Source organism: Microbulbifer sp. YPW1, assembly GCF_013367775.1.
GTDB lineage: Bacteria > Pseudomonadota > Gammaproteobacteria > Pseudomonadales > Cellvibrionaceae > Microbulbifer.
The window spans coordinates 1,708,288-1,721,970 of record NZ_CP055157.1 but is presented as its reverse complement, the minus strand read 5'-3'; the positions used below and the strand labels follow the sequence as shown (position 1 = coordinate 1,721,970).

The 13,683-nt window shown below is 59.5% G+C and carries 14 protein-coding genes; 3 read left to right on the top strand and 11 right to left on the bottom strand.

Features of this window, described 5'->3' with window-relative positions:
* Nucleotides 1-53 precede the first annotated feature (53 nt).
* A complete protein-coding gene (gene dtd / locus HUW35_RS07340) occupies nt 54-500 on the top strand; it encodes a D-aminoacyl-tRNA deacylase (protein ID WP_181254935.1) in 447 nt (148 codons plus the stop codon).
* On the opposite strand, the gene HUW35_RS07335 is transcribed toward dtd, so the two are convergent.
* Nucleotides 431-1,531: an aminopeptidase gene (locus HUW35_RS07335; protein WP_255463541.1), complete on the bottom strand. Its 1,101-nt coding sequence runs from the start codon at nt 1,529-1,531 to the stop codon at nt 431-433. The genes dtd and HUW35_RS07335 overlap by 70 nt on opposite strands.
* Before the next feature lie 79 nt (nt 1,532-1,610).
* On the opposite strand from HUW35_RS07335, the gene HUW35_RS07330 reads away from it, so the two are divergent.
* Complete coding sequence (locus tag HUW35_RS07330; protein ID WP_181254933.1) at nt 1,611-1,844, top strand: hypothetical protein; 234 nt, start codon at nt 1,611-1,613, stop codon at nt 1,842-1,844.
* A 27-nt stretch (nt 1,845-1,871) separates the two neighbouring features.
* Here HUW35_RS07330 and HUW35_RS07325 read toward each other — a convergent pair whose 3' ends face one another.
* From HUW35_RS07325 to ubiE, 9 genes are all read right to left on the bottom strand, one after another.
* Entirely contained in the window at nt 1,872-2,687 is an 816-nt protein-coding gene (locus HUW35_RS07325) for a triacylglycerol lipase (protein WP_181254932.1), read from the bottom strand.
* Nucleotides 2,688-2,824: 137 nt separating this feature from the next.
* Entirely contained in the window at nt 2,825-3,571 is a 747-nt protein-coding gene (gene tatC / locus HUW35_RS07320; protein WP_181254931.1) for a twin-arginine translocase subunit TatC, read from the bottom strand.
* A complete protein-coding gene (tatB, locus tag HUW35_RS07315; protein WP_181254930.1) occupies nt 3,568-4,293 on the bottom strand; it encodes a Sec-independent protein translocase protein TatB in 726 nt (241 codons plus the stop codon). The genes tatC and tatB overlap by 4 nt, the downstream gene beginning before the upstream one ends.
* Nucleotides 4,294-4,335: 42 nt before the next feature.
* The gene (gene tatA / locus HUW35_RS07310) at nt 4,336-4,590 is read right to left on the bottom strand and encodes a twin-arginine translocase TatA/TatE family subunit (RefSeq protein ID WP_078083979.1); all 255 of its coding nucleotides are present in this window, start codon (nt 4,588-4,590) and stop codon (nt 4,336-4,338) included.
* Nucleotides 4,591-4,650: 60 nt separating this feature from the next.
* Nucleotides 4,651-4,998 (bottom strand): phosphoribosyl-ATP diphosphatase, encoded by a 348-nt coding sequence (locus HUW35_RS07305; protein ID WP_181254929.1) that lies wholly within the window; start codon nt 4,996-4,998, stop codon nt 4,651-4,653.
* 8 nt (nt 4,999-5,006) lie between these two features.
* Nucleotides 5,007-5,405 carry a phosphoribosyl-AMP cyclohydrolase gene (hisI, locus tag HUW35_RS07300; protein ID WP_181254928.1) on the bottom strand — a complete coding sequence of 133 codons (399 nt, stop codon included), beginning with the start codon at nt 5,403-5,405 and terminating at the stop codon, nt 5,007-5,009.
* A 59-nt stretch (nt 5,406-5,464) separates the two neighbouring features.
* The gene (gene ubiB / locus HUW35_RS07295; RefSeq protein ID WP_255463540.1) at nt 5,465-7,135 is read right to left on the bottom strand and encodes a ubiquinone biosynthesis regulatory protein kinase UbiB; all 1,671 of its coding nucleotides are present in this window, start codon (nt 7,133-7,135) and stop codon (nt 5,465-5,467) included.
* Nucleotides 7,104-7,775 carry an SCP2 domain-containing protein gene (locus HUW35_RS07290; RefSeq protein WP_181254926.1) on the bottom strand — a complete coding sequence of 224 codons (672 nt, stop codon included), beginning with the start codon at nt 7,773-7,775 and terminating at the stop codon, nt 7,104-7,106. The genes ubiB and HUW35_RS07290 overlap by 32 nt, the downstream gene beginning before the upstream one ends.
* A gap of 174 nt (nt 7,776-7,949) precedes the next feature.
* Nucleotides 7,950-8,699, bottom strand: a complete 750-nt coding sequence (ubiE, locus tag HUW35_RS07285) for a bifunctional demethylmenaquinone methyltransferase/2-methoxy-6-polyprenyl-1,4-benzoquinol methylase UbiE (RefSeq protein ID WP_181254925.1) — start codon at nt 8,697-8,699, stop codon at nt 7,950-7,952.
* 342 nt (nt 8,700-9,041) lie between these two features.
* Between ubiE and HUW35_RS07280 the strand changes: the two genes are divergently transcribed.
* Nucleotides 9,042-11,900 carry a TonB-dependent receptor domain-containing protein gene (locus tag HUW35_RS07280; RefSeq protein ID WP_181254924.1) on the top strand — a complete coding sequence of 953 codons (2,859 nt, stop codon included), beginning with the start codon at nt 9,042-9,044 and terminating at the stop codon, nt 11,898-11,900.
* 157 nt (nt 11,901-12,057) lie between these two features.
* On the opposite strand, the gene HUW35_RS07275 is transcribed toward HUW35_RS07280, so the two are convergent.
* The gene (locus tag HUW35_RS07275) at nt 12,058-13,659 is read right to left on the bottom strand and encodes an alkaline phosphatase (protein WP_181254923.1); all 1,602 of its coding nucleotides are present in this window, start codon (nt 13,657-13,659) and stop codon (nt 12,058-12,060) included.
* Nucleotides 13,660-13,683 lie beyond the last annotated feature (24 nt).

Genomic DNA, 13,683 nt, shown 5'->3' with positions numbered 1-13,683 from the left:
AAAATTCGCCGCCAGCGTTCTAGCGGGTAACAGCATTTTAGAAGAGGTTATCGATGAAAGGCCTGATTCAGCGGGTAAAGCACGCGAAAGTGGAAGTGAGCAGTGAAAACGTCGGCGCCATCGACCACGGGATTCTGTTGTTGCTCGGCGTTGAAGCCACAGACACCGAGGAAACCGCGGACAAGCTGCTGCACAAGGTGCTCCACTACCGGATATTCAGCGACGAGCAGGGCAAGATGAACCTGAACGTGCAGCAGGCCGGCGGCGGTTTGCTGGTGGTCAGTCAGTTTACCCTGGTGGCGGATACCGCCAAGGGTCTGCGCCCCAGCTTCAGTCGCGGCGCCACACCGCAGCAGGCGGAAGCCCTTTACGACTACTTCCTGCAGCAGGCGCGCGTGAAAACCGCCGAGGAATTCCCGGTAGCCGGCGGTCAGTTCGCCGCGGACATGCAGGTATCACTCTGCAACGATGGCCCGGTCACGTTCTTGCTTGAAGCCTGAGCCCGCTCACTGAGCACCTTCAAGCGCGCCTTGCGGGTGTCCTTGGGCAACGCACCCAACTGCTCCACCGCGGTGTAGAACGCCTCCCAGTCTTCGCCGCTATCCCGGTAAAGCTGCACAAACGCGGGCACCTGAGACTGGTATTCGCTCACCAGTGCCAGGGTGGCGTTGTTGGTCTTTTCGATCATGCGCGCAAATTTCTCGTCCTGCACCCAGCCCGCCGAGGCCTCTCGATAGCAGTGACGCAACCGTTGCAGGGTCTGCGCCTTGCGTGCGCGCTTTTCCTCGGTGCCCAGGTCAGTGTCGTCGTAGATGGACTTCAACTGCTTGCGCGCCGCCACCATCAATCCGTTTACCCGCCTGGCCTGGGCCACGCTCTTTACCGCGGGCTGCGGTATGCCGTTGCGACGCCGCCAGTCTGGCAGTGCAATCCGCGACACCGCGGTGGCAAAGCTCTCGTTGAAACGGGTGTCGCCGGAGATGTAAACCCGACGGTGTGCCAGCTCGTGAAACAACAGGCTGGCGAGCCGGTCCGGTTTCCAGTTTACGAAGCTCGACAACACCGGGTCATCGAACCAGCCAAGCGTGCTGTAGGCGGGCACCGGGCCCAGATAGACATCATAGCCCTGCGCACGCAGGCGTCCTTCCTGGCGCACCGCGTCACTTTTATCGAAATAACCGCGATAGCTGGCGCATCCGGCAATTGGATAGCACCAGCGTTTCGGGGACAGGGAAAACTCCGGCGCCGCGATCAGATTGTACAGCGCGTATTCCCCGCTCAGCTGGGTATAGTCGCTGTATGCGCTGTCCACGGGCAGGTGCAGTTCGCCGGCGGCGTAGGCGCGGATCGCGCGCACCCACTCCAGTTGTAATTTCAGCTTGGGATCGGTCTGCTCATCCGCCACCAGGCGATCAATGGATTTGCGCCCGGCGAGTATTTTCAGCTGGCCGGTGGCCGCCTGGGAGTAGAAATGCACGGTTTCACAACCGGCCACAGAAAACGCGCCCAGGATTACCAGGGTAATTGGCAATCGCCTACACCGGCCACTGCCAATCAGGTTGGAAGCAGCTAACTTTAGGTATGCGAAGAAACGTTTAAGGGAAATATCCATGCAGCCCGTGGCAGCGGTCTCACTGGTTTTTACGATGGTTCTCGGCGCCGTGTTGTGGATTCAGGTAGTGCGGCTCAGTGTCGCTGAATCCACTGGCCTGACGGTGCTCGCTATTCTTTGCCCGCCGATCCCGTTGGCACTGTTGCTGGCCGACAGTCAGCATCGCCAGGGATTGTTGCCACTGGTGGTGCTGGTGGCCGGCTTTTCCAGCATAGTCGCAATTTATTCCTGAGGGAAAACCAGTCGTTCGGGAAAGGCGCTACTCCGTCTCCACCGGGTTTGCACAAGGGAATGCCTCCACTCCATCACCGCGAAAATTCCCAGTGTTCAGAAATGCCACCACCTGATCGATCACCCGCTGATCGTCGGTCAGGTTGTCGTGGGTGAGCGGGTAGGTGACGCGCGCGCAAGTGCCCTCAACGTAGGTACTGGGCAGGCCAACACGGCCGTCGTCATTGCCGCTGATAATTGCCGCGAACAGGGGGTTGAACGTGCGGGTGCCGGCAATCACCCCGAGGGGAAAGCGCACCGGCCCCATCCGGTTGGGGATGCTGCGCGGATCAATACCCATCTGTTTGCCGGCGGGGCCGTTCACGTCCTTGATCCACGGAATACAGGAAAGGAAATTGCCCAGGCGGCTGCCCTGATTCGGGGTGCCGAGCATAACGACACTGGTGACGTCGGATGCATCGCGGCGGTCATAGTAGTAACGCACCAGCAATCCGCCCATGGAATGGGCGACAAAGTGCAAGTCACCGGTGTTGGCCTCCTCACATGCAGCCAGCCCCCGCGGAATCGCTTCAGTGGCCAGTACTTCGATGGGGTTACTGCGGGAGGGATAGTCGAGGTTGACCGTGTGATAGCCCCGCTCTCGCAGGGCGCGCTCTATCGAGCGCATCGATGACGAATCTTTGGTGATGCCGTGCAGCAGGATGACACAGGCGTTGGCGGCGGAGGCTTTGTCTTCCGCCCCTACAGGATAGGACTGCGCGGAAAGCACTGTAACGGGTATGCACAGTGCTGCCAGTAGCCCCAGCACGCGGGTAACCGCCGAACAGGTTTTGTGTACCACCACAGAAAGCCACCCTTAAGAATTCCGGGGAATTCCGCCGTCAATTCGAGTACATCACCGAAAATCGCGCGCCCTCTGCACTGACAGTAGCACGGGATCTGTGCAGGGTTTGTACGCCGCATACAGGCCCGCGGATGACATCAGGACGATTCGGCTTCCGCTTCCTTTTTACCGCGCTTTTTGATCATACGACCGAATAAAATACCCACCTCGAACAGCAGCCACATGGGAATGGCCAGCAGGGTTTGTGAGATGACGTCCGGCGGGGTGAGCAGCATGCCCACAGCGAAACAGGCGACAATCACGTAGGGGCGCTTTTTCGCCAGATCCTTGGCGGTGACGGCACCACTCCAGATCAGCAACACGGTGGCGATGGGGATTTCGAAGGCGAAGCCAAACGCAAAAAACAGCTTCAGCGCCAGGTCCAGATAACTGCGGATGTCCGGCAGTACCTTGATATCGGCATCGGCGGAGCTGATGAAGAACTCGAAAATCAGCGGGAACACCACGAAGTAGGCAAAGGCCATGCCCGCGTAAAACAGGAACACACTGGAGAACATCAGCGGTGCAATAAGTCGTTTTTCGTGCTTGTACAGGCCAGGGGCAATAAATGCCCAGAACTGATACAGCACCACAGGAATCGCGACAAAAAACGCCAGCACAAAAGTGGTCTTGAAGGGGGTCAGGAACGGCGATGTCACCTCGGTGGCGATCATCCCCGCGCCCTCGGTCAGGCGGGCCTGCAGGGGGTCGGCAACGAAATTGTAGATCTCGTTGGCGAAAGGCACCATACAGGCAAAGATCGCCACCACCACCATCAGGGTTTTCAGCAGGCGGTCGCGCATCTCGATAAGATGCTCAATAAACGGTTGGTCTTTCTCGGTCATTGACGCTTGTCTTCCACCTGGCCTGCACTGTCGCTTTTTGCGGGGCTTGCCGATTCTGAACTTTCTTCGGCACTTGCTTCGGCACGGTCCTTCGTCTCCGCCGGGTCCAGCCGATCCACTTCCGCCCAGGCTTCATCTTCCTCGTGCTTGAAGTGGTCGGGGTGGTGCGGGTTGTATTGCGGGTCGCCATGATCGTGTAGATGCTCGGGATATTCGGGATCTTCCTGATCCTCGTCGTCCTCATCTTCCTCCGGCAGGTACTCCTCATCGGACCTCTCGTCGATACGCGCTTCGCGATCTTCTTCCGGGAGGTAGTCCGCGGCCTGCCGACGCTGGTCCGCCGCCACATCCGGCTCTGCAGGCGGCTCTTTTTCCGGCGCTGCTTCACCCTCAGTCTCTGCGTCCTGTTTCAGCGACTGCGCCTGGGCTTCCACCGCCTTGAGATCCTGCTCGAACTTGCGCTCGGCATCACTGAAGGTGCGCTCCATCGCCTCCTGGCTTTCGCGCAACTCGCGCAGTACGCGCTCGTTGTGCAGCTCCCGACGGATATCGTCGGCACCCACTTCCCGCTCCAGTTCGTCTTTGGCACTGCTCAGGGTCTGCTTCAGCTGCGTCCACCAGCGCACGGTGGTGCGCACCGCGTCCGGCAGGCGCTCGGGACCGATGACCACCAGGCCAACGATACCGATCAGCAGTAATTCAAAAAATCCGATATCAAACACGCGCGGTTCGCTCTATCAGTTGCGGACGATGCCGGTGCCAGGTTACTTGTCCTGGGACTGCTTTTCTTCGCTGGTTGTTTTCTGCTGGGGCTTGGCGTTTTCGTCCTTGGTCAGAAGTTCCGGATCCTTGTCGGCATCTTCTTCCTCGCCGTCTTTCTTGCCTTCTTCCTTCATGGCCTTTTTGAAGCCCTTGATGGCTCCACCCAGATCGCCACCGAGGTTGCGCAGACGCTTGGTGCCGAAAATCAGCAGAACGATGACCAGCAGAATCAGTAGTTGTTGCCAGCTAATACCCATGTGAATTACTCCTGAATAAAATTCTTGATCTTGTATCGGCCTGGGCCGGTGAAATTCAAATCAGTCCGGCTTGCGCGCGGCCTTTTCTTCCAGACCGGACAGGCCGAAGCGACGCCCCAGTTCATCCAGTACCGCGCGGGAATCCGTCCCCAGGTGTGCGAGCACCACCAGCGAGTGAAACCACAGGTCTGCGGTTTCACTGATCAGCGCCTTGTGCGCGTCGCTATCCAGATCCGCGCCCTCGGCGTCTTTCGCCGCGAGCACCAGCTCGGTGGCCTCTTCGCCCACCTTTTCCAGTATCTTGTTCAGCCCTTTGTGATGCAGGCTGGCGACATAGGAGGACTCCGCATCCCCCTGTTGCATACGCATCCGCAGTACGCGATCCAGTTGTATCAGCATATTACTCATGGCGCTGTCTATTTCTCCCCTGAATAGATCTCTTTCGGGTCGGTGATCACCGGCTGGCGGATCTGCCACTGGCCGTCTTCCAGTACCTGATAAAAGCAACTGGTGCGACCGGTGTGACAGGCAATGCCGCCGAGCTGTTCCACCATCAGCACCAGCGTGTCGCCGTCGCAATCGAGTCGGATTTCGCGCACCTGCTGCACGTGACCGGAGGACTCCCCCTTGCGCCAGAGCTTGCCGCGGGAGCGAGACCAGTAGACCGCGCGCCCTTCCTCCACCGTAAGTCGCAGGGACTCGGCGTTCATCCAGGCCATCATCAGCACCCGGCCGCTCTTGTAATCCTGCGCGATGGCGGGCACCAGCCCGTCACTGTTCCAGCTGACTGCCTGGGTGAAATCGGTATCGCTCACGTGTGCGTCCTTACTGCATTCGTTATTGTAGGCTGGCGAGTTCGCTTCAGGGCAGCGGCTCACGGCCAGAGCAACATGGCCAGAGCCGCCGCCCCCAGTACCCAACTGGCCACCGGTATCTGCGCCAGCAATCCAGGGGAAGCCACCAGCGCTGCTCCCGCTGCGAGCAGCCCTCCCACGATCATTCGCGCATAGCGGGCACGCCCGCGCTGTCGGCTGCCTGCGAGCTGATCGCTCAACTGCTGCAGTTGTGGCCCCAGCTGCTGCCCCTGCTCAAGCGCAGAGAACGCCATTTGCGGCAGTTGCGGGAATTTTTCCAGCCATTCCGGTCCGTATCGCCGGATTTCGCCGACGATGGTCTTGGGGTGAATACGCTCGCGCATCCACCGCTCAAGAAATGGATGGGCAGTCTTCCACAGATCCAGTTGCGGATAAAGCTGTCGCCCCAGCCCCTCGATATTGAGCAGGGTTTTCTGCAACAACACCAGTTGCGGCTGCACTTCCATATCGAAGCGCCGCGCCGTCTGGAACAGGCTGATCAGCACCCGCGCAAAGGAAATTTCTCCCAGGGGCTTTTCGAAAATCGGTTCGCACACCGAGCGGATCGCCGCTTCGAATGCATTGACCGGCGTATCTTTGCGCACCCAGCCGCTCTGCACATGCAGCTCCGCCACCATGCGATAGTCGCGGCGGAACATAGCCAGCAAATTACGCGCCAAATAGTACTGGTCTTCGCGGGTAAGGCTGCCGACGATGGCGGTATCGATGGCGATATATTTGGGGCGCTGCGGATTTTCCCGGGACACAAAAATATTGCCCGGGTGCATATCCGCGTGAAAGAAGTTGTGCTCGAACACCTGCTTGAAGAATATCTCCACGCCGCGCTCGGCGAGCAATTCCATATCGGTGTTCTGGGCTCGCAACTGCTCAAGGTCGGTAACCGGAATACCGTCAATGCGCTCCAGCACCAGCACATTGTCGCGGGTGTAATCCCAGTAGACTTCGGGAATGTACAACAGCGGTGAATTGGCGAAATTGCGCTTCAGCTCGGAACCGTTGGAGGCCTCGCGCACCAGGTCCAGCTCCCCCTCGATGGTGTGGCGGTAATCCTCCACCACCTCCACCGGGCGCATGCGGCGGCCGTCGGGCAGAAAGCGCTCGATCCAGCGCGCGATATGCCGCAACAGCTGCAGGTCCTGCTGGATGATCTTGTCGATACCGGGCCGCAGCACTTTCACCACCACGGACTTTCCCGCTGCGCCCCGCTCGCCTTTCAGCCGCGCGGCGTGCACCTGGGCCACCGATGCCGAAGCCAGGGGCTCGCGCTCAAACTCTGCGAACAGCTCGTCTACCGGTGCCCCCAGCGCCGCTTCGATACGCGCAATACACTGATCCGCCGGGTAGGGCGGCACATTGTCCTGCAGCTGGTTCAGCTCCAGCACCATATCCGGCGGCAGCAGATCCGGGCGCGTTGACAGCAACTGCCCGAACTTCACATAGATGGGCCCCAGGTCCTCCAGCGCCCGTCGCAGCCGCTCCCCGCGCCCCATCTGCTTGATCTTGCCACTTGCCGGCAGCAGTTTTGCCGGCGCCCACAACGCGCGCAGCCACAGGGGCTGATGCTCGGCAGGCACCAGTTCGTTCAGTCGATAGCGCAGAAAAATCCGCGCGATGGTCAGGCTTCTCGCTACTGGCACGTCAATCTTTCCCCTGACCCGGTTTGCGTTCATTCGGCGGTTGGCCACCTTCCAGCTTGCGACGCAAAATCTCGATGCGCGCCTCCAGCCGGTCTACCCCCTGGGCAAACTCCGCCACATCCTCCGCAAACGCTTCAAACTGCGCCTGCGGCGGTGTCACCTTCCACTCCTCACTCACCGCTTCGGCACCGGCCTTCGGCGCCGCAGCTAGCGCGCCCTTCAGCCAGCTCGCCGCCATACGCATGCCCGTGCCCAGCTGGTGAGCTGGCGCGTCGCCAATCAACTTGGCCAGCGGCTCTTCCCAGTCGATATCCAGATCCCGCAGAATCGACTGCAGTTCGGCCAACAGTGCGCTGGAGCCGCGCACCGTCACCCCCAGTTTGGCCGGCGTGGCATCGCGGTTGCGCAGCAGTTGCACAAACGCCATCGCCGACCCGGACAGCTCGGTGGACACTTCGCCACTCCAGCGACCATGCACCTCGATAAAACCGCCATCGCCGTCATCTTCGATCGCCAGAAACAGGGTCATGGCGGGTGCGGTCAACTTCACCGCCAGCACCTTGCCCGCCAGTTTGCCGAGGCGCGCGCGGGTACCCGGGTCATACCGGAGTGCGGAGTTGATGGCGGTTTCCAGAGTGGCGTCGAAGCCGGCGCGGAAGGTGGGGTCGGTCATTACTTTTTCTGAATTCGTCCGTGCGAAATACGCTGATGCGAAGGTCTGGGCGGCGTGAACCCCTCGCGAGACCTTCTAAAACAGGGATGTTTTAGAAGAGCCCCCAGGGATGGGTTCACGGCGTGTCTCGCGAGGGGTTCACGCCGCTCGGACCGCCACAGACAGAGAAAAGAGCTAGGGTTTGATACCCTTGTGCAAAGCCACAATGCCACCGGTCATGTTGTGGAATTCGCAATCCACGAAACCGGCCTCGCCCATCATGTCTTTCAGGGTCTCCTGATCCGGATGCATGCGGATACTCTCGGCGAGATAACGGTAACTGTCCGCATCGTCCGCCACCAGTTTGCCCATAAAAGGCAGCAGGCGGAAAGAGTACTGATCGTAGACCTTCTCCAGCAGCTTGGACTGCGGCTTGGAAAACTCCAGCACCAGCAGCCGACCACCGGGCTTCAACACCCGCAGCATTGAGCGCAGCGCCAGATCCTTATCTGTCACATTGCGCAGGCCAAAGGCAATGGTAATGCAATCAAAGGTATTGTCCGGGAAGGGCAGGTACTGGGCATCCGCCTGTACCGTCTCCACATTGCCCGCAATACCGCGGTCCAGCAGGCGATCGCGGCCCACCTTCAGCATCGACGCATTGATATCGGCAAGCACCACCTTGCCGGTAGGGCCGACAATACGCGAAAAGCGCGCCGTCAGGTCACCGGTGCCACCGGCAATATCCAGGATCGTCTGCCCCGGTCGCGCCGCGGACAGCTCGATGGTGAAACGCTTCCACAACCGGTGCACACCGCCGGACATCAGGTCGTTCATCACATCGTAGCGGGCCGCCACCGAGTGGAAAACATCCGCCACCCGACCGGCCTTCTCTTCCACCGGTACTTCCTGGTAGCCAAAGTGGGTCGTCTTGCGTTCCGTCATCGTATGCCTGCTGAGCCAGATTTGAGGGCGGTATTGTACATGGGCCGAATTGGAATGGGACATGCAGGAACCTTTTTGCGTCGAGCACATTGGCCAACGAAAGGCTCGCCACAGCAGGGTGACTCAGCCGTCAGTCAGGCTCAACTTTAGCATTAATGTCATTTTTTAGCCCTCCTTGCACAATATCTCATTAGGTTTCATCTGAAACAAAAAATATTTAATCTTGTTAATAATTTCCATGAGGGAACTTTCCTCCCAATCGTTACTGGAATACGGCACAAAACTCTAAACGCCGAATTTCTGACCAAGAACGAGAAACCCTCTGGGGGGGGAATAAAAAATATGAAAGGCAACACGCTCTCCATGGCCATCCGCGGCGCCATTTTGGCGGCGGTTGGTGTTACTCCCGCATTCGCTCAGGAAGACACCAAAGCAGTAGATGCTTCCAAAATCGACGATGGCGCCATTGAACAGGTCACCGTGACCGGCTCGCGTATCGCGCGTCCCAATTCCATGAGCCCCACCCCGGTCACCACCCTGACCGCGGAAGATATCAGCCTCAGTGGTGAAACCAACCTGGGTGACTTCCTCAACGAATTGCCTGCGTTGCGCTCCACCTTTTCCGGTCAGAACTCCGGTCGCTTTATCGGCACCGTGGGCCTGAACCTGCTGGACCTGCGCGGTCTCGGCACTTCCCGCACCCTGGTACTGCAGGACGGCCGTCGTCACATCGCCTCCTCTGTAGGTACTTCTGCGGTTGACGTAAACACTATCCCGGAAGACCTGATTGAGCGCGTCGACGTGATCACCGGCGGTGCTTCCGCGATCTACGGTGCGGACGCTGTAACCGGTGTAGTTAACTTCATCATGAAAGATGACTTCGAAGGCGTGAAGATCAGCGCCTTCGCCAGCGATACCACAAACGGTGGCGCGGAAACTACTGAAGCTTCCTTTACCTTCGGCCAAAACTTTTTCGACGGCCGCGCAAACGTCGCTGGTAGTGTCTCCCTTACCAGCCGCGGCGATGTGTACGGCACCGATCGCGACTGGATCACCAAAGGCTACGGCACCCTGCGCAACCCCAACGACACCGGCCCCGAAGATGGCATCCCGGATCGTTTCATCGTGCAGAACTACACCCTGCCCATCCTGAGTGACGCCGGTATCGCCTGGTTGCCCGCGCCTTTCGGTGACTACACCTTTGACGAAGACGGCTCCGCGCGCCCGGTTATCCCCGGTGACTACTGTGATTCCGCCGGCCGCTGTACCGGTGGTGACGGCTATCGCTGGATTGGCCAGTACCAGATGTATCCGAGCATGGATACCAACAATGTGTACGTGAAGGGTCACTTCGACCTGAACGACTCCACGCGCCTGTTTGCCGAAGCCAAATACGTCAGCCACGAAGCCGAGAGCTGGGGTCAGGCGAGCTTCAGCTACAATGGCTACTCCTCCACCAACCCGTTCCTGGACAAAGATCTGTCCGACGAGCTGGTAGCTGCCGGCATTCCCGCTTTCGGCATGTACCGCATGCATTCCGACCTGGGTTACCGCGGCGATCTGGCCGAGCGTGAAACCCAGCGCTACGTAGTGGGCGTAAAGGGCGACATCGGTAGCCGCTGGAACTACGAGGCCAGCCTCGTTTACGGCCAGTACGACGCCGACATCTTCTACCTGAACAACCGCCATAACGAGCGCTTCGCCCAGGCCATCGACGCCATCGAAGTCGATGGACAGATTGTCTGTGCCGACGCCGACGCCCGCGCAGCTGGCTGTCAGCCGCTTGACCTGTTCGGCGAAAACCAGAACTCCCAGGAAGCTATCGACTGGGTAATGCTGGATAACACCGGTTCAGTGGAAGAGATGACTCAAACCGTCGCTTCCGGTTTTATCGGCGGTGACCTGTTCGACCTTCCTGCGGGCCCGCTGTCCGTAGTCGGCGGCTTCGAATACCGCGAAGAAACCAGTTTTGTCGACTTTGATGAAATCATCAAAAGCGGCGCTACCTTCATGAACGCGCTCGCGACCACTGACGGTGAATACGACGTATCGGAAGCCTACGTAGAACTGTCTGCTCCGCTGCTGTCCGACCTCCCGGGTGTCCAGAGCCTGGTATTCGACACCGCATACCGCGCCGCTGACTACTCCACCATCGGTAGCACCGGTGCCTGGAAGGCCGGACTGGACTGGACTGTGATCGACGACGTTCGTGTCCGCGCTACCTCCTCTCAGGCAGTACGTGCTCCGAACATCGACGAGCTGTTCGCACCGCTGGGCCAGAACTTCTTCAATATTGACGATCCGTGTGATGCCGACGAGGTAGCCTACGCTCCGAACCCGACTCAGCGTGCAGCCAACTGTGCCGCCCTGGGCCTGGCCGCAGACTACCAGTCCCCATGGAACGAAGGTCCGACTCTGCCGGGCTTCAGCGGTGGTAACGAAAATCTTCAGGAAGAGACTGCGACTACCCTGACCTTCGGTGTGGTGCTCACCCCGCGCTTCGCTGAAGGCCTGACCGTTACCGCAGACTACTGGGACATCGAAATCGAAGATGCGATCTCTTACTACGGTGGCCAGACGATTCTGGACAAGTGTGTTGACGCTTCCTCCATCGACAACCAGTTCTGTGGCAACATCCAGCGCGATGCCAACGGCGACCTGGTTTCCCTGACCAGCTCGGCCCTGAACGCATCCAAGCTCACTGCTCGCGGTATTGACTACGAAGTGCGTTACGAAATGGCGCTGGCCGACCTGTTCAAATCCGAGCTGGGCAACCTGACCCTGAGCCTGCAGGGTACTCGCCTGCTGGAACGCGACGACTACTCCTTCCAGAACGAGCCTGACAGTGCAGACCGCATCGACGGCGAACTGGGTGATCCCACCAACGCGTACAACATGAACGTCACCTACCGCTACGGTGACCTGTCCGTGAACTGGGCGCATCGCTACCTGGATGACATGGCCCTGTACGACATTGGCCTGACTCAGCCGGAAAGCGCAGCTCCGAGTAACACCGGTGTGATCCGCTACAACGACCTGCGTGCAGCATACCTGTATCAGGACTCCTTCGAAGTTTACGGTGGTATCAACAACATCGAAGATCAGGATCCCCCCGCGTACCTTTCCGGTACCGGTGGTGGCTCCGGTATGTACGACACTTTGGGTCGCAGTTTCTACATGGGTGTGAACTACACCTTCTAAAAATCTCTCTCAGAGAAACAACAAGAACCGGGGAGCCGCAAGGCTCCCGCTTCGAAAGCCGCATCCAACGATGCGGCTTTTTTTGTTATCCGAATCCCGTCTCGCAGATTCTCCTCAGTATTTTTAATTCCGCTGTTCCCACAGATCTATTACAGGCTCAGTCTTCCCCCAACAGGCCTCCGGAGTGGGCCATCACATGGAAAATAAAGCTCTGCTCATTGGTGCCGCTCAACAGGTGTGCGCCCGGGCCGCGCGCCCAGATACCGACATCCTCGCCGCCGTGGGTTTCCGAGCCCAGAGGCACGAGGGAGTCCTGGTGATAGCCAGGCGCGGTGGTATCCAGTTTGGACAGGTCCTTGCGTCCGCTGTCGATCGGGTCGCTGTAGCGCACATCGGCATCGGTCTCGTCGCCATAGTGGGCGTGGCCGAGGCCGGTGGTGTAACCGATAGTGGTGTAGGGCTTGCCATCGGCGGCCAGTGACGGCGTGTCCTCGGCCTGGCCACGGCTGTCATTGCCCACCACTTTGCCCAGGATCGGGTTGCCGCGGGTCGGATATCCGGCGATGGTCATCACATGGCTGTGATCGGCGGTGACGATGATCAGTGTGTCCTCCGCACTGGTTTTTTCCATCGCCACCTGCACCGCGCGCGCCATTTCCACCGCATCATTCAAGGCGTTGTAGGCGTTGCCCGCGTGGTGGCCGTGGTCAATGCGTCCACCTTCCACCAGCATGAAGTAACCGTTGTCGTTTTTCTCCAGCAGGTCGATGGCCTTGGCGGTCATCTCGTGCAGGGCGGGCTCGCCGGCCACATCGTTTTTGCGGTCCGCTTCGTAGCGCATATGCGAGCTTTCAAACAGGCCCAGCAGCTTGTCAGTGGCCGCCAGATCCAGGCCGTCGAATCCCTCCTGATCCTCGATATAGGCCGCGCTGTCACCGTAACGCTGCTTCCACTCGCTCACCAGATTGCGGCCGTCGGTACGTTTGCCGCTTTTACCTTCCCGGTCCGTGACTTCTTGCGGCAGAAAGCTGCGGCGACCGCCACCCAGTACGACATCAACACCGTCGCCCGCAGGCAGGGCGACCAACTGCGCGGCAATATCCCGGCAGCCTTCCGGTGCCTGGAACTCCCAGCCTCGCTCGGGCACCTTGGCGTAGGCCGCAGCCGGGGTGGCGTGAGTAATGCGAGCGGTGCTCACCAGGCCGGTGCTTTTGCCTTGCTGCTCGGCGAGCTCCAGTGCAGTCGTCAGACCATGCTCGAGGCTCGCAGGGCAATCGCCGCGATCCACCGCTTCATCGACACCGATAAATCCAGCCTTGGTTTTCACACCGGTCAGCATCGCAGTAGCAGTACCGGCGGAGTCCGGGGTCTGCTGGTTGGTGTTGTAGGTTTTGATCAGGCCGGCAAAGGGCATTTTTTCGAAGCTGAGCCGGTATTCCTCACCGTCCAGACCCTGCTGCTGGCCGGCAAGAATACGCGCGGCGGTGACGGTAGAAATACCCATGCCGTCGCCCACAAACAGGATGACGTTTCTTGCCGCGCCGCGCTTGTTGTTGACCGGCTGCGAGATAGCCTGCCGCAGGGCTGCTTGCCCCTCATTGAACCAGTGGCTGGAACGCTGGCTGCCCTGCAACTGCACGGCGTCATTGCCGGAATCCTTGGCGGCAGCAACGCCCTCCGAACTGTAGGCGAGAGAACCGCCGAGAATGGCTGCGGTCGAGAGCGCGGCGAGCACCGCGGAGAGCGTTTTTTGGATCATTCTGAATACCCCTGAGAGAACAAA